The 15064-nt window shown below is 44.4% G+C and carries 14 protein-coding genes, 2 tRNA genes and 1 other RNA gene (1 of these 17 only partly in view); 6 read left to right on the top strand and 11 right to left on the bottom strand.

All coding sequences use genetic code 11. The features are described from left to right. The first annotated feature begins 23 nt into the window (after window positions 1-23). Window positions 24-332: a helix-turn-helix domain-containing protein gene (locus tag AB6E30_RS05325; RefSeq protein WP_050634805.1), complete on the top strand. Its 309-nt coding sequence runs from the start codon at window positions 24-26 to the stop codon at window positions 330-332. Window positions 333-335: 3 nt separating this feature from the next. On the opposite strand, the gene AB6E30_RS05320 is transcribed toward AB6E30_RS05325, so the two are convergent. The 5 genes from AB6E30_RS05320 to AB6E30_RS05300 form a co-directional block, all read right to left on the bottom strand. Further along, window positions 336-1433 carry a TniB family NTP-binding protein gene (locus AB6E30_RS05320; protein ID WP_372102860.1) on the bottom strand — a complete coding sequence of 366 codons (1098 nt, stop codon included), beginning with the start codon at window positions 1431-1433 and terminating at the stop codon, window positions 336-338. Next, window positions 1399-3264, bottom strand: a complete 1866-nt coding sequence (locus tag AB6E30_RS05315) for a Mu transposase C-terminal domain-containing protein (RefSeq protein WP_372102842.1) — start codon at window positions 3262-3264, stop codon at window positions 1399-1401. Before AB6E30_RS05315 ends, AB6E30_RS05320 begins: the two co-directional genes overlap by 35 nt. 2 nt (window positions 3265-3266) lie before the next feature. Beyond that, on the bottom strand, window positions 3267-3890 hold the full coding sequence (locus AB6E30_RS05310; RefSeq protein WP_372102840.1) for a Tn7 transposase TnsA N-terminal domain-containing protein: 624 nt from the start codon (window positions 3888-3890) through the stop codon (window positions 3267-3269). A 138-nt stretch (window positions 3891-4028) separates the two neighbouring features. Next, window positions 4029-4125: signal recognition particle sRNA small type (gene ffs / locus AB6E30_RS05305), an RNA gene on the bottom strand. A 196-nt stretch (window positions 4126-4321) separates the two neighbouring features. After that, the gene (locus AB6E30_RS05300; protein ID WP_017080372.1) at window positions 4322-5065 is read right to left on the bottom strand and encodes a hypothetical protein; all 744 of its coding nucleotides are present in this window, start codon (window positions 5063-5065) and stop codon (window positions 4322-4324) included. Between the two features lie 51 nt (window positions 5066-5116). Here AB6E30_RS05300 and AB6E30_RS05295 point away from each other — a divergent pair, with 51 nt between their 5' ends. Beyond that, on the top strand, window positions 5117-5419 hold the full coding sequence (locus AB6E30_RS05295) for an MGMT family protein (protein WP_048609271.1): 303 nt from the start codon (window positions 5117-5119) through the stop codon (window positions 5417-5419). 75 nt (window positions 5420-5494) lie between these two features. Here the strand turns inward: AB6E30_RS05295 and AB6E30_RS05290 are convergent, their stop codons facing one another. Beyond that, window positions 5495-5935, bottom strand: coding sequence for a YbaY family lipoprotein (locus AB6E30_RS05290; protein ID WP_102319976.1), 441 nt, complete (start codon window positions 5933-5935; stop codon window positions 5495-5497). A 168-nt stretch (window positions 5936-6103) separates the two neighbouring features. On the opposite strand from AB6E30_RS05290, the gene tesB reads away from it, so the two are divergent. Then, window positions 6104-6964 (top strand): acyl-CoA thioesterase II, encoded by an 861-nt coding sequence (tesB, locus tag AB6E30_RS05285; RefSeq protein ID WP_029235187.1) that lies wholly within the window; start codon window positions 6104-6106, stop codon window positions 6962-6964. Window positions 6965-7097: 133 nt separating this feature from the next. Here the strand turns inward: tesB and AB6E30_RS05280 are convergent, their stop codons facing one another. Both AB6E30_RS05280 and AB6E30_RS05275 read right to left on the bottom strand, forming a co-directional pair. Then, entirely contained in the window at window positions 7098-7763 is a 666-nt protein-coding gene (locus tag AB6E30_RS05280; RefSeq protein WP_017070264.1) for a hypothetical protein, read from the bottom strand. A gap of 89 nt (window positions 7764-7852) precedes the next feature. Beyond that, window positions 7853-8326 (bottom strand): Lrp/AsnC family transcriptional regulator, encoded by a 474-nt coding sequence (locus tag AB6E30_RS05275; RefSeq protein ID WP_017062025.1) that lies wholly within the window; start codon window positions 8324-8326, stop codon window positions 7853-7855. Window positions 8327-8455: 129 nt separating this feature from the next. Here AB6E30_RS05275 and AB6E30_RS05270 point away from each other — a divergent pair, with 129 nt between their 5' ends. Next, window positions 8456-9523, top strand: coding sequence for a PLP-dependent cysteine synthase family protein (locus tag AB6E30_RS05270; protein WP_372102839.1), 1068 nt, complete (start codon window positions 8456-8458; stop codon window positions 9521-9523). 90 nt (window positions 9524-9613) lie between these two features. Here the strand turns inward: AB6E30_RS05270 and AB6E30_RS05265 are convergent, their stop codons facing one another. The 3 genes from AB6E30_RS05265 to AB6E30_RS05255 form a co-directional block, all read right to left on the bottom strand. Beyond that, complete coding sequence (locus AB6E30_RS05265) at window positions 9614-9934, bottom strand: DUF1244 domain-containing protein (RefSeq protein ID WP_004736423.1); 321 nt, start codon at window positions 9932-9934, stop codon at window positions 9614-9616. Between the two features lie 141 nt (window positions 9935-10075). Then, the gene (vexH, locus tag AB6E30_RS05260) at window positions 10076-13189 is read right to left on the bottom strand and encodes a vibriobactin export RND transporter permease subunit VexH (RefSeq protein ID WP_372102837.1); all 3114 of its coding nucleotides are present in this window, start codon (window positions 13187-13189) and stop codon (window positions 10076-10078) included. Further along, a complete protein-coding gene (locus AB6E30_RS05255) occupies window positions 13189-14265 on the bottom strand; it encodes an efflux RND transporter periplasmic adaptor subunit (protein ID WP_102393841.1) in 1077 nt (358 codons plus the stop codon). The genes vexH and AB6E30_RS05255 overlap by 1 nt, the downstream gene beginning before the upstream one ends. Window positions 14266-14829: 564 nt before the next feature. On the opposite strand from AB6E30_RS05255, the gene AB6E30_RS05250 reads away from it, so the two are divergent. Further along, window positions 14830-14914, top strand: a tRNA-Tyr gene (locus tag AB6E30_RS05250). A 102-nt stretch (window positions 14915-15016) separates the two neighbouring features. Further along, a tRNA-Tyr gene (locus tag AB6E30_RS05245) sits at window positions 15017-15064 on the top strand; it runs 137 nt beyond the window's last position.

The following is a 15064-nucleotide window of genomic DNA, read 5'->3' as shown; positions in this document are numbered from 1 at the left end:
AAAGGTTGAAAAGAAATGTGTAAGTGCAAAAAGACAACCCCATCCCAGCGAGGCTCAAAGCTGCGCGTAAAAAAGCCAAGATCACCCAAAAAGATTTAGGGGTGAAAATTGGTATGGAGCAGAGTTCTGCTAGCGGTCGTATGAATCATTACGAGAAAGGCAGACATGTACCTGATATTGGTACGCTTGAACGCATGGCTGAAGAGTTAGATGTGCCGCTAAACTACTTTTTTTGTAGGAGCGAATTGAGCGCTGAGTTAGCGTGCGCAATTGATAAGATGAGTGATGAAGAGAAGGCGGTGTTGTTGGAGAACCTAAAGAGCGAGAAGTAATACTTAAGCTCTAAGTCCATTTTTGCTCAATAACATGCTCAACGGAATTGCATCCGTAAATCGTGGAGCTAGTATCTTATCTTCTGAAGTAATGGCATTTAGGTTGTAAGACGATCCAGAGTCAATTTGATGAAGACGAAGCTCCTCTACAGGACAATTAAAGGGATTATCCAAGTAGGGAAACTTAAATGAAAAGGTACGTGACAATATCGCTTTATCTATCGTATCAACGTTCTCACTGAAACTCATAAGTAGTGCGTCTTTCAAGAAGTGCTTTAACGCTCGGCACTCCCCTCTACACATAATAAACAAAGGATATAACACTTCATTTTTTGTAAGCACCGGCGGTTCATCAAAGCCCATTCTCGCACTCAAACCAGCGACAAATTTAGCAAAGTGCTTTTTTTGCTCCAAGTCAAAACTATAAGATGCCGTTCCACTCGAATGGCTGTTGGCTTTCAACAGCTTGAAATAGTTAATCTTTCGTCTCCAACTTAATCGTGAGTTCCATTGTGGCTCTGTCGCTATTACATCAGCATATGGCATACCAACCAGCACAAACGAGACTTTTGCTTCTTCACTTATATATTTGAACGTATTAGCAATAGCTTGCCTTTCTTCTGCTGTAGAAAACTCCACAAGCTCTTGAATTTCATTGACGATAATCAGCTCAACAGATTTACGTTTAAGTTGCTTTACAACAGCCTCACCAAGAGCAATTTCATTACGTCGTCGAGTACCTCTTCCCCCTGACTTTCCATCTAAATCGACTAAAAACTGCGTAAGCGTGTTCTGTTCATTTATGCGGCTTGGCACTCTGGTGCTAAGAACAGGTTGTTTGCTCCAAGTTGAACTCGGCAGAAAGCGGGATAGATAGTTGTTAATCAAAGCCGTCTTTCCACTTCCGGCCTCACCAGTTAACAAGAAAGACTCCGGCTCACCGCCAAGGGAGTGATTAAAACGAAGCTGATCGAAGATAGAGTAGATTTCAGTTATTGCAGGGTACTCGATAAAGCTGGTTTCAAAGGACTTTAGCTGCTCAAACTGACTAGACGTTAAGTTCAAATTAATACCCCTCAATATCTTCAAAATCATCAACAGACAATTGCTCTGAGACATCGAACACGACCGCAACTTCTTTTTTGGCCGGAGTCGTACTGATTGAGCTTGGCCCCTCTGAGCCCACATCATTAAACTTTGCTAATTTCGAAGTGTTACCCGTTTTAGGCAAGCTACCCTTGTTACTTTTGGCACTGCGGAACCTATCGGTTTCTTCCTGAATACGTTTCTTCATATACAGAAATGTATCCGCAAGCGCCTCATCATCAGCAAGCTGCTTAGTGTTAAGCCTGCGTACTTTTTGTATGCGCTCATGTTCAAAAAGAGACAGTCCTTTTGTATATCCACAGTTGTCTACCGCTGGAACTTTTATGTACCTCTTTTCCGATTCTAGGTAAACATGGATGTAGCTGATATCAGAAGGGTCTGTTTTGGTCCTAACAAAAAGCTTTTTACCATTGTTAGATGCCCAATATTTACGGTATTCAATAAGTTCGGAGGACTGATAGCGTAGGTTATGAAGCCTGATCCCTGCCACTCCAATAGTTCGGTGTCTAAGCAAACCTAGCTCAACTCTCAACTGCTCCTTCTCAGCACCAACGTAGTAGGAGGGAGTCCATTCCGATTGGTTCCACTTGTGGTATGGAATATCACGTTCTCTTGAATCTGGTGCCATGTGGTAATAGTCGACAATCCATTTATGAAGTAATTCAAGAAAAACGGAAACTCTAACCACCGCATCCTTCTTTGGGTTGTAATCTTGTAGCTGAGTAGGATTGGTGAACGTTTTTCCAGGCAGTGCGTTCACTAACCCTTTGTTCATCTGATCAAACAGCTTTTCGATCCCTGACTTTCGCCAAGGCTTAGCAGCTTGACTGTATTGGATATCAGACACTAGAGGCCGTAACGAATCTTCTAAGCTTTGGCTCCAAAATTCAGCACCATTATCGACAACTAAACAGTCAATTTTGCCGTGACAAGGCCATTCATTATCAATGGATGGATACCTTTGCTTGACCCAACTCTTATCTAGTAGCGAGTTCAATAGCGCCTTTCTGACAGAGTCAAAACTAGGCTCTCTAAAGTTGATACTGCACCCTACGATACATTTACTGAAGCGGTCATAAAGCATCGTCAGATAGGGTCGTCCCAAAGGAATATCTAACTCATCATCAATCAAAATCACAGGGACTGGTGTATGGTCAATTTCTACATATTCCATTGGTTTGGTCGAAGCTACTTGCTGACCAACCGAACGAAATTCTCTGTCTGCGTATCGTTTGCCAAACCTTGCAATCGCTACCTCATAAGAAGGTAAGTCGTGTATTCGATTGTAAAAAGAACGTTCAGCAATTGGCTTTATTTTACCTTCGACAATCTCACGATTCATTTGAATCACTCGACTCTTATAGTATCGGTATGCTTCAGCAACGCTAAGTCTTTCTCGGGTAAGGTATATGCTGTTAATTGCTTCATCGACCAAAGATTGAGAATCGATTTCTTTTTGTCGGTTGCCTTTAAACGTATGCCTTGGAATAAGCGCACATGGATCTCTTCCTGCCTCAAAGTAGGACTTTGTCCATGTTGCTAAGGTTCGCCAACTCGGAGGAGTAAACTGTAATTCTGATTCAACGAGACTTAAGATGGGATTCAAGTTTTTCTCGGTCCATCCGCCTTTTAAACGCTTCTCTACGAACGCGATGATTTTGATACGACGGATAACTTCTTGCTGTACCTTCGGTGATTGAGAATCAATAGTTGAGGATATTTCAATAGGTTCATGAATTAGCTCTATTGGAAGCTGCTGAGACTCTCCCTCTGAAGCTTCAAATTCATCAAAGAACCCAAATATGTTGTTAGAGTCCGATGGCATAGTTAACACCAAACGTAGGTTTCGAGGCCAAAGCCAATATTGTTGAGGTCTGTTTTGATTTGCCCCGAAGAGATCCAAGGAAGAGTAGAGATAAGTGTGTCTTGCTCCGATAAACCGAAATACAAAGACACCTCTTGTAGCTGCACCATTTGTTTTCGTTGAATAAACGCCAATACTAGCTTTTGAAACTCAGTCACGGTTCGCAATCCGGAATAACGGTGTAGTAACTTAAAGTTATCTAACGTCGGTCCCATTCTAATTTGTTTCTCAGTAACCAAAACTAAGCGTCTGTTGAACTCATTCAACGCAACCCTTTGTTTCTCTTCAAATCTATTCCTGAAATCAGGTTTGAGAATCTGACTAGAGTGTTTTACTTCGAAGAGGCTTGACTGCTCGTTGTGATCTGTTACTAAAAAATCTGGGGTATATCGGCACTTACGATTATTGAATTGATAGTGGAAGCCAAAAGGTTGAGAGGTAAAACTTTTAATGTTTGCGTTATATTCGAGGTGAAAGCAGAAATCGAACTCCAAAATGGAGAGAGTGCGAACAACCGCATCATTCTTCAAGCTCATGAACTTACAGATGTTGTGTACGTGAGATGATTTCTTGGTTTGGTCGAACATAGCAAATCACTTTTGTTGTAAACCTACAACAAAAAATAGACTATGAAGACTTATGGTGCAAATATGAAGACTTATGATGCAGAAATGAAGAAAGCCTGCAATTTATGCGAACATATATTGCAGGCTTCATAAGGGGTGGGAACCCAGCCACATCCCGGCACACAAGTCACTCGCTGCGGCTGCTCCCTTCCAGGCCTGACCGAGTTCACGAGTTATTGTTGCGGGAGGACCAGGCCCCCATAGATTCGTTTTCTAAGAGGCTTGCCTCAAAGAGTGATTGGATTATTAAGCATCACAGCAACCATTGCAAGCCCTTCCACCCTATTTTTGAACAATTGCTGTCTAAGTGCTTATCCTTTATTCAAACCACTAGAAAATCGCAGGTAAATTCACCATTTACCTGCATTTGTAAGGTTCGGGTTATCTACGTACTAGATATCGATGTCTTCGTTATCTTCTGTACGAATGATGTAGTCTGTCATCCACGCGGTGCCTAATAGACATAACCACACCACAAAGACTGGACTAGGCACTTCGATGCTTGGGGTAATCACCAGTGCCGCAAAACCAACCGTCGGCAATGTCCAACACAATAGTTTATTCCAGCGGAAGGTTTTCAAGCGCGTCAGTGTTTCCATCGATGCCATGATGCCCGTTACACACAAAGCAACCAAAGCGGCATAAGGTAAATCGGCCATCCATAATGGAAGTATCAAGCCTAATGACCACCAGCTGTGTCGGCTGGCTGGCTTAAGATGATTTGCCGCCCACCAAATAACGATGATTGACAAGGTTTGTAGTGTGGTCACCCAAGGAACGCCTTCAAGCTTACCTGCGGATTGGGTCACCATAATCCCGACTTGTAGCGTTGCGACGATCAAGCCAGAAATAATCACGACCGACAAACTGCTGCGTTTTGAAAAGACCACCATCAATAGTGGGAATAATACCCATACACTGACTGAGAGCGTTATGGGTTGTAGCGGTAGCGTTAATCCATAAGTGGTCATGGAGACAAGCAAAGCTAATCCTGCGATGCCTCCTTGCGGCAAAATCCATAAAGCAGGAATGACCATTGCAAGTACTGGGATATCTCCCTCACTTAAACTGATTGCTCTCGCGCAGACAACCGCTAATAATGTGGTTATCAAGAACTGAAACGTTGTAAATACCATAGCCCTCTCCTTCTACCGATCCGTGGTATTTATGAACTAGGAACATTTAGTATGGACCAATTTTTAAGCCAAATCTTTGCTGTGATTCACCAAATTCCATATGGGAAAGTAACAACTTATGGAGACATAGCACGTTTTTCAGGATTTCCGGGCTATGCGCGCCATGTTGGTAAAGCGCTGGGTAACCTGCCAGAAGGTAGCAAACTGCCTTGGTATCGAGTGATAAACAGCAAGGGTGAAATCTCTTTAAAGGGTGATTCGTTCGACCGACAAAAGCAGCATTTGGTTAAAGAAGGGATTGAGGTGAGTGATGCAGGAAAGATCAAACTCAGAATATACAAATGGCAGCCCTAGAGCTGCCACTAATCGCTGATTCAACTGGCTAAGTTAAGCCAATCAAGATGCCTTAACAGTGGCATCGACTTCTGATTAACGAACACCAACCAAACGTAGGTCTGCTTGCTGTGTATTTTCTACATCAGTAATTACTGACTTAATCGTGTCAGTAGTGAAACGCAATTTGCCGTCAACATGAATCGATGCGCGCATGTTGTAACGGTGGTTAGCTTTAATTTTGTCGTTGTCGTAGCTCAGCTCGAATGCGAACGGTACTTGCTTACCGTCTGTGGTGAACTCTTGAGTTGCGATAACCGTCGATGGTGCATCAGCCAGTGAGATATCTTCTAGCGTAACGGTAACCACTGCATTCTCTGGCAATGCAATTCTTTCACGGTAGCTTACTGTTCCTGAAATCACTTGAGTGTTCTCTGCAACCACTTCCTGAGAAGCGCTCGTTTCTGATGTTGCTTGGCAACCAACAAGTAGGCCAAACGATACTAAAGACGTAATAAGAATTAGAGCCTTTTTCATATTCAATTTCTCTCAACATGTTTGCCGGACTCGGCAAATCTACTCACCAATTATAAGAGAGCTTTCATATTCTGTCTTGAAACCCTATGATTTATTGACAGATATCTGACTAAGCTAAATGATTAACACCATAATCTGACACCCATTTTACGAAGAGGAATGCTGGCGATGAGTCAACCTTTACAAGAATTACTAAGTTTACTTCAGCTAGAAAAACTGGAAGAAGGTTTATTCCGTGGGCAAAGTGAGAACCTAGGCCTACCACAGGTATACGGCGGTCAGGTATTGGGACAAGCGCTTTCTGCTGCTCGTTATACCGTTCAAGACGACCGTAGTGTTCACTCGTTCCACAGTTATTTTCTGTTTCCCGGCGATCCTGAAAAGCCAATCATTTACGATGTTGAGAACCTACGAGATGGACGCAGCTTTAGCACACGCCGTGTAAAAGCGATTCAAAATGGCCGCCCTATTTTCTATCTCACTGCTTCTTATCATGGCGATGCGCCAGGGTTTGAGCACCAGATTTCAATGCCTGATATTCCGGGACCAGAGAACTTTGCCTCAGAAACTGAATTAGCGAGCCACATTGCGGAATTCTTACCAGAGAAACTGCGCAAAACCTTCTGTGGCGAAAAGCCGATTGAGATGCGTCCGGTGACGGTGGTAAACCCACTGAAACCTAAGAAGACGGAAGCGAAACAATACCTTTGGGTAAGAGCGAATGGCGCGATGCCAGACAACCACTTGATCCACCAATACCTGCTTGCCTACGCATCGGATTGGGGATTCTTAGTGACGGCGCTTCACCCACATGAAGTCTCTATCATGACGCCAAATTTTCAAGTGGCGACGATTGACCACTCAATCTGGTTCCACCGCCCATTCAAAATGGACGAATGGCTGCTTTATGCGATTGAAAGCCCAACGGCAGCGAACACTCGCGGCCTAGTGCGCGGCGAGATCTTCAACCAGAAAGGTGAGCTGGTAGCGACAGCAGTACAAGAAGGTGTGATGCGTTTTACTAAATAGCACTCAAATAAATAGCGGATAAACGCTTCTTACAAGCCCCAAATACGCACAAACAAAAAGAGGCTAGGTTTAATACCTAGCCTCTTTCTTTAATGACGCTTAAGAAAACTCGTCACGCAAAAATCAATAAAACCTACTCAACTTCTAACGTTGGCTCAAACTCGCCTTGAACTCGCGTTTTAATGCCATCACCTGCGTCTCGTAGAAGGTTAAATGGCGATAACACTACGCCTTTCACCGCGCCCTCAGCGGCTCCCTGAGCGAGTTCCTTACTCTTATCAGCTAACAAATTAGCTTGTGCCAAAATACCTGGGACTTCCGCTCGTAGCATTTCAGATTCCGTGACGATGACAGGAATAGTCTGTTCGCGGTAAGACTTACTTTCAGCGAGCATTGGTGGCATTACGTCTACGCGGTATCTCTTTAATTCAGTTAATGTTGGTGGAATAACATCGGTTCTTACCTGCTCGACTTCCGTTCGAACATTTTTCACTTCATCTAATATCGCAGGGATTTTGTTGTCGACCGAGGCTACGGTTTGATTCACATCATCGATCGTCTTTCTAACTTCTTCGACAGTGTTTAACACCTGAGGAGCAAGATCGCTGACATGTTCTGCAAGCGCTAATAGCTCTTCTACTTTGAGCCCTTTGGTGAGGCCCGATATGTCTTCGATAACTTGCGGGTAAGTATCAACGATTTCACCGACTTTATTAGTCAATGAGTAGATGGTGTAACCCAAGTAAAAAATGGCGACCGCCAGTACCAGCTGGATAGCGGTAGATACTTTTGCAAACATGAATAATCCTTTTCTTTATCGCAGAGACGAGATCTAAACTGAGAAGATAGTTAAACTAAAGCGATAGTTAATCTATTACTAGGCGCAGCTTAAAGCGGCAATGCTGTCGTGTACTTCAATGGTTCCATCGCAAACGTCGAGGTCACATTAGAGATACCATCAATGCTATTCACCAAGCGCTTATAGAAATCATCAAAGCACTTCATGTCTTTAACCTGAACCTTCATCATATAATCATATTCGCCAGCCATGCGATAGAACTCCATCACTTCTGGAAATTCCGACACAGTATTCACAAAACGACCATACCACTCATGAGAATGATCACTGGTTTTCACCAATACGAACGCAGTAAAGGAAAGATCCAGTTTTTCCGGGTTCAATAACGCGACCCTTTTCTCAATAATACCGTTCTCTTCGAGGCGCTTAAGCCTTTTCCAACAAGGCGTTGTAGTGAGATTGACCGCTTCAGAAATATCGTTCAATGACAGGGTGCTGTCTTCTTGCAGTAACCCTAATATTTTTTTATCTACGGCATCTATCACACTTTCACCAAATCGCATTTAAAGAGAATAATTTTCTACAATTTAAGCAAAACAAAGCAAATATGGCAAAGTTTTTCTCTCCGATTATAGATAAATTAGAACCATACCAATTACAAAGAATTCCTACACTCGCTCAGGAGAACGTTTATGTGCACTGACCATCAATGGATTAACAACGCGATTCGTAAAATTGAAGCGGACTACCAACGCTCAGCGGATACGCACCTTATCAAGCTCGATCTACCAAGTATCGAAGGCATTGATGTTTACCTTAAAGATGAAAGCACACACCCTACAGGCTCTTTAAAGCACCGTTTAGCGCGTTCTCTCTTCTTATACGCTATCTGTAACGGTTGGGTTGGCCCAGAAACCACGATCATTGAATCTTCATCGGGCAGTACTGCGGTGTCTGAAGCTTACTTCGCTCGCCTACTTGGCCTTCCATTTATCGCGGTAATGCCAAAATGCACAGCGAAGAAAAAGATCGAGCAAATTGAATTCTACGGCGGCCAAGCGCATCTTGTGGACCGCTCAGATGAAATTTACGATGAGTCTCGCCGTTTAGCAGAAGAATTGAATGGTCACTACATGGATCAATTTACTTACGCTGAGCGCGCAACCGACTGGCGTGGTAACAACAACATCGCGAACTCGATTTTCAATCAAATGCAGATGGAAGATCACCCAGTTCCGGCTTGGGTAGTAATGAGCCCAGGTACTGGCGGTACTTCAGCGACGATTGGCCGTTTCATTCGCTACCAACAACATGAAACTAAGCTTTGTGTTGTGGACCCTGAGAACTCTGTATTCCACGAATACTTCCAAACAGGCAATACGAACGTGAAAGGTAGTACATTCAGCAAGATTGAAGGCATTGGTCGCCCACGAGCAGAACCAAGCTTCATTCCTGGTGTGGTTGACGAAATGCGTAAAATCCCAGACGCAGCAAGTATCGCAACGACACATTGGTTATCTGACATTCTTGGTCGCAAGGTCGGCGCATCAACCGGGACTAACATGTACGGTGTGCTTCAATTAGCCAGTGAAATGAAAGCACGTGGAGAAAAAGGTTCTATCGTGACTTTGCTATGTGACAGCGGTGAGCGTTACCTAGATACTTACTTCAATGACGAGTGGGTAAATCTGAATATCGGTGACCTACAACCTTATGCAGCGAAGTTAGAAGCTTTCTCGCAAACGGGTGAGTTGGCTTAAGTTCAAAACCGATAGTTCGAAATAGAAAAGAGCCCTTGATGGGCTCTTTTTGTTTATTCATTCTATTAGTCAGCCACTAACGAGAACAAATTACTCTGGCTTCTGCTTCGCTTCAAATGCCGCGAGTTGTTCAGGCGTCGCTTTTGGTTGATGGTTTTGTTTCCACTCATCGTAAGTCATGCCGTATACACGCTCACGAGCGTCATCGATATCCAAGTCTAAGCCTTGTTGCTCTGCTTCCGCTTTGTACCATTTACTGAAACAGTTTCGGCAGAAGCCAGCCAAGATCATCAGATCGATGTTCTGCACATCTTTATTGTTATCTAGGTGTGCTAGCAGGCGACGAAAGGTTGCTGCATCCAGCTTATCTTGTTCTTCTTGAGAAAGATCTTTGTATTTAAATTCAGCCACTTTACTTTCCTTTATTCGATTTATTGTATTAATTCGTTGAGCTCTGTTTGTTATACAAAAAAAGCCTGCAATTCGCTAGGAGCAAACGCAGGCTTTTCAATATTGTTACACTATTCCGTGTTCATTAATCGTGCGTGTTCATTAACCGTGAGAGGTTCTTCCCACGTTGTCATGGCTAAGCTCTTTATTAAGTTCCGCTTCCACGTGACCCGGAGAGCGTGTTGATCCTGAAATCAGTCGGTACATCGCAGGGATAACGAACAGAGTTACCAATGTCGCGAAGCCCATACCGAAGAAGATAACCGTACCCACTGCCACTCGGCTTTCATAGCCTGCGCCCGTTGAAGTAATCAATGGAATTGCACCAGCCAGCGTCGTGAATGCCGTCATCATGATTGGACGTAAGCGTCGAGCAGAAGCATCAATGATCGCCTTTTCAAACTCAATACCACGGTCACGAAGTTGGTTAGCAAACTCTACGATCAAGATACCGTTTTTGGTTACCATACCGATCAACATGATCATACCAATCTGGCTGTAGACGTTGAGCCCTTGACTCATCAGCACCAAGCCTAAGAAGCCACCGAAGATACCCATAGGTACGGTGAACATCACCACCAGCGGGTTAATGAAGCTTTCAAACTGCGCGGCCAGTACCAAGTATGCGACCAGCATCGCTAGCGCAAACACCACTAGGATACTTGATTGGTTCTCTTTAAAGTCTTTTGACTCGCCAGAGTAGCTCACTGAAATATCACCCGGTAGCTGTTCAATCGCTTGTTCATCAAGGAAATCGAGCGCGTCACCCAGCGTGTAACCTTCCATTAGGTTCGCTTTAATGGTCACCGATTTCTGCTTGTTGTAGTGCGACAAACGAATCGATGAAGCCACTTCTTCAATGTGCGTCAGCGTATCAAGTGTAACCAGCTCACCAGACTGAGTTCGCATGTAGATTTGGCTTAGATCGTTCGCGTTGTTGAAGCTGTTTTCATCACCACGCAGATACACGTCGTACTCTTCACCACGGTCAACGAAGGTCGTTTCACTGCGGCCGCCAAGCATGATTTCTAACGTATCTGAAATGTCTGAAACGCTAACACCTAGCTCTGCTGCACGCTGCTTATCTACGGTTACCAATAGCTCTGGTGTTTTCTCAGAGTAATCGATGTCCGCACCTTCCATCATTGGAGAGTCTTCAGCGGCTTGCTTTAAGAGCTCTGCCCACTTTTGAAGTTCAGTGTAATCAGAACCGCCAAGTACGAACTGTACTGGCTCACTTGAACCACCTTTAAAGCCCGGCATGAAAGGGAATACGCGCACATCTGGAATACCAGCTAGTGACTTACGAACTTCATTAAGTGCTTCTTGCGCGGTCACGTCACGCTCGTCCCAGTCTTCTAGGATCATGATTACGAAGCCCGTTTGGTCACCCGCATTACCACCAAACGCTGGTGATTGAATACTGAATGACTTCAAGAAGCCCTGACCAAGCAATGGCATTAAGCGTTCTTCAACGATGTCCATGTTGGCAGACATACGGTTGTAACTGGTTGCATCGGCACCACGAACAAACGCAAATATAACACCACGGTCTTCTTGTGGCGTCAGTTGCGACGGCACTTGTTGCATCAAGCCATAACTACCGCCCATACACGCGATAATGATGATTGGAGCGGCCCAACGCCAGTTAAGAGCACGGCGCAATACCGCGCGGTATCCAGACTCAAGCTTGCCAAATACGCGCTCGACAAACAAATTGAAACGGTTTGGTTTAACGTTCGCTTTAAGGATCTTACTGCCTAGCACTGGCGTTAGCGTTAATGCGACTAGCGACGAGAAGATCACCGACATCGCAAGCAATACAGAAAACTCGGTAAACAATAGGCCAACCATGCCGTCCATGAACGAGATTGGTAGGAATACCATTACCAATACAAGCGTTGTTGCGATTACCGCGAAGCCTACTTCACGAGTACCTTTATAGGCAGCAAGCAGCGGTGACTCACCACGTTCGATATGGTGGAAAATGTTCTCAACCACCACGATCGCATCATCGACCACCAAACCAATCGACAGGATAAGTGCCATCAGGGTAATCAGGTTGATGGAGAAACCGAAGTAGTACGCGGCAATAAACGACGAGATCAGAGATACAGGTACGGTTACCGCTGGAATAAGTGTTGCACGTGCTTGACCAATAAAGATGTAAAGCACAAGGATAACCAAGCCACCCGTGATAAAGAGTGTGCTGTATACCTCTGAGATTGAACGGTCAATAAAGACTGTTGAGTCATAATCGACAGCTAAACGAGTACCGTCTGGCAAGAACTTTTGAATTGCTTCGACTTCTTTATGGACTAAGTCAGCCACCTCAAGTGGGTTCGCATCTGACTGAGGCACGATACCCATACTTACGTTAACAACGCCGTCACTCTTAAAGGTCGAGTTCTCGTTTTCTGCGCCAATGTAAACATCCGCTACGTCTTTCAAGTAGATAGGTGTGTTATCAGAGGCACGTTTAACGACTAGGTATTCGAAATCTTCAGCTTCAGTGTAAGAACGAGCAGTACGAACCGACATCACAATCGCATCGTTACGTACTTCACCACCCGGGCTTTCAATGTTCTCACTGTTCAACGCAGATGTGATGTCGGAGGTAGTAACACCACGACCCGCCATCTGCGCAGGTTTCAGCTTGACGTACATTACTTTGTACAAGCCACCTGAGATATCCACCGAGCTCACGCCAGAAATCAAACTAAAGCGGTCAATCAACACACGTTCGGTGTAGTCGGTTAACTGCGTTCGGTCCATCTCTGTCGAACTTAAGTTGATGTAGACCGAAGCTTCACCACTACCATTGTTCTTATAAACAATTGGGTCGTCGGCTTCATCGGGCAATGAACGCTGCGCACGAGCTACAGCATCACGAACATCACTCACACCGGTATTGAGGTCGTAACCAAGCTCAAAAGTAATCGTGATACGCGACATACCGTTACGCGTTGTGGATTCGATCTCATCGATACCACTGATGCCGGATAACTGGTCTTCAAGGTTGGAGGTTATTTGGCTTTCAATGATGGTGGCAGACGCACCCTCATAACGAGTACTGATCGATACTACCGGGCTTTCAATATCTGGCATCTCACGAACCGCGAGCTTATTGAAAGAGACAATACCAAACACAACCAATAGTAGGCTCAATACGACGGCCGCTACTGGTCTCTTTACAGAAACATCAGATAACAACATTAGTTAGCGCCTTCTTGTGCTTTTTTATCACTTGCTGCATCAGCTGGGCGATTAACGGCAAGCTCTTGAACCAAGACGCCGTCACGCATGTTCACGATACCTTGCACCACGATCTTCTGGCCAATTTCGATGCCTTTGTCGATCACGACTTCGTTATCGATACGTGCCCCAAGGAAAACTTCTGTACGAGTTGCTTTATTATCTTCGTCGATAACATAAACGAAACGCTTCGTACCTGAATACTCAAGCGCTTGAACTGGAATGATTGGCGCTTCCACTGGTGGGAAGTCCATATCCGCCGCCACTAACATACCTGGCTTTAGATAATCATTATTGTTGTCGAAGTGGATTCGAACTCGAAGGTTCAAGGTTTCAGCGTTAATACGAGAATCAATGCCTACTACAGTACCAGTGAACTGAGTGTCGCCCCATGCGCTAGTGCGAGCCGTTACTTTCATACCTTTAGACAGTTTAGAAAGGTAGCGCTCCGGGATCTGCAGATCTAATTGCATTACCGATAGGTCATCTAAGGTCACGAGTTCAGTACCTGCTGTCACCATTTTACCGCGGCTAAAGTCGATAAAACCAACAGTGCCCGAGAATGGCGCGCTGATGTGAAGATCTTTCAGATTGGCATTTGCAGCAGCTAAACGAGCGTTGGCAATCTCTACGTTCGTTTTCTGAGCGTCAATTTCAGTTTGCGTGATCGCGTTACGTTTCACTAGGCGTTGAAATTCCGCTAGCTTACGTTGCTCGTCTTTTAGATAAGCTTGCGCTTCTGCAACTGCCGCTTTTGCTTTGTCATCGTCGAGTTGAACCAACATCTGTCCTTTAGTGACATCTTGATTGGCTTTAATGTTGATAGAGTCCACTCTGCCAGCCACTTCAGAAGTGATCATTACCGATTGCTCGGCTTCTAGCTTACCGACCAACGAAAGAGATTGGCTAACTTGGTGAATATCAACCTGCTCAGTAACAACAGTGACAGTGCTTGGGCCCATACGTTTAGCGAGTACGGCTGGAGACGCCATAAGAATAGACAAGCTAAGCAGGGTTAAAACAGATTTACGCTTCATAATAATGGTCTGCAAGTAAGTTTATACCAATCACAGTGAGTAAGTGGTCAGAAATAGCGTAGGGAAAAGGCTTGAGAACAAGGCAGCTCTTTTCAACAGATAGTTTCGATAAGTAGTTATTCTACAATCAAAATATCTGACGCTGTTCTCGAGCATTTTAGCAAGCTAGAATGACAAGTTACTTACTACGATAGGTATTATTATCTATAAATGAAATTAACTGTATTCTATCAACTGATGAATGCTGTAACGTCAAGAAGTGTAAATCTAGATTAAATTCCATTTACGTTTCATCACGTTTTAGACACATTGAACACAATACAGAAAGCCTGTCACCTCAAGGTGTTACCTATCAGTACGTAAACCTTAGTACAGATGTTCACTTCACGAGCAATATGCGTACTTTTCGCCATCTTTGCCCAAAAAGGCAGCATTTAACACAAAACCATAAGAAAAACCCTTTACAGGTTTAGCGTGTTTGCTATGATGCGCTCCGCACTTGAGAGATGCGTTGGGAAAAACATCTCTTTAGCCTATCCATTATGAGTTAGGAAAAAACACCCTGGAGGGGTTCCCGAGTGGCCAAAGGGAGCAGACTGTAAATCTGCCGGCACTGCCTTCGATGGTTCGAATCCGTCTCCCTCCACCATATTCTTCTTACCTCTTTCGAGAGTTAAGAGAACAACCTGATTGATGGGCTTATGGGAAAACATCAATTTAGGCTTACTTTGTGAAGAGTAAGACACACCCTGGAGGGGTTCCCGAGTGGCCAAAGGGAGCAGACTGTAAATCTGCCGGC

The organism is Vibrio sp. 10N.247.311.12 (genome assembly GCF_041467515.1).
GTDB classification, from domain to species: domain Bacteria; phylum Pseudomonadota; class Gammaproteobacteria; order Enterobacterales; family Vibrionaceae; genus Vibrio; species Vibrio crassostreae_C.
The sequence above is the reverse complement of the archived record's forward strand: the minus strand, read 5'-3'. Positions and strand labels throughout refer to the sequence as shown.

Excerpts from the sequence above, each read along its gene's own strand:
- AB6E30_RS05315 (WP_372102842.1), bottom strand. The coding sequence starts at position 3,264 with ATGCCATCGGACTCTAACAACATATTTGGGTTCTTTGATGAATTTGAA.
- AB6E30_RS05310 (WP_372102840.1), bottom strand. The coding sequence starts at position 3,890 with ATGTTCGACCAAACCAAGAAATCATCTCACGTACACAACATCTGTAAG.
- AB6E30_RS05300 (WP_017080372.1), bottom strand. The coding sequence starts at position 5,065 with ATGGTATTTACAACGTTTCAGTTCTTGATAACCACATTATTAGCGGTT.
- AB6E30_RS05295 (WP_048609271.1), top strand. The coding sequence starts at position 5,117 with ATGGACCAATTTTTAAGCCAAATCTTTGCTGTGATTCACCAAATTCCA.
- AB6E30_RS05290 (WP_102319976.1), bottom strand. The coding sequence starts at position 5,935 with ATGAAAAAGGCTCTAATTCTTATTACGTCTTTAGTATCGTTTGGCCTA.
- tesB (WP_029235187.1), top strand. The coding sequence starts at position 6,104 with ATGAGTCAACCTTTACAAGAATTACTAAGTTTACTTCAGCTAGAAAAA.
- AB6E30_RS05280 (WP_017070264.1), bottom strand. The coding sequence starts at position 7,763 with ATGTTTGCAAAAGTATCTACCGCTATCCAGCTGGTACTGGCGGTCGCC.
- AB6E30_RS05275 (WP_017062025.1), bottom strand. The coding sequence starts at position 8,326 with ATGCGATTTGGTGAAAGTGTGATAGATGCCGTAGATAAAAAAATATTA.
- AB6E30_RS05270 (WP_372102839.1), top strand. The coding sequence starts at position 8,456 with ATGTGCACTGACCATCAATGGATTAACAACGCGATTCGTAAAATTGAA.
- vexH (WP_372102837.1), bottom strand. The coding sequence starts at position 13,189 with ATGTTGTTATCTGATGTTTCTGTAAAGAGACCAGTAGCGGCCGTCGTA.
- AB6E30_RS05255 (WP_102393841.1), bottom strand. The coding sequence starts at position 14,265 with ATGAAGCGTAAATCTGTTTTAACCCTGCTTAGCTTGTCTATTCTTATG.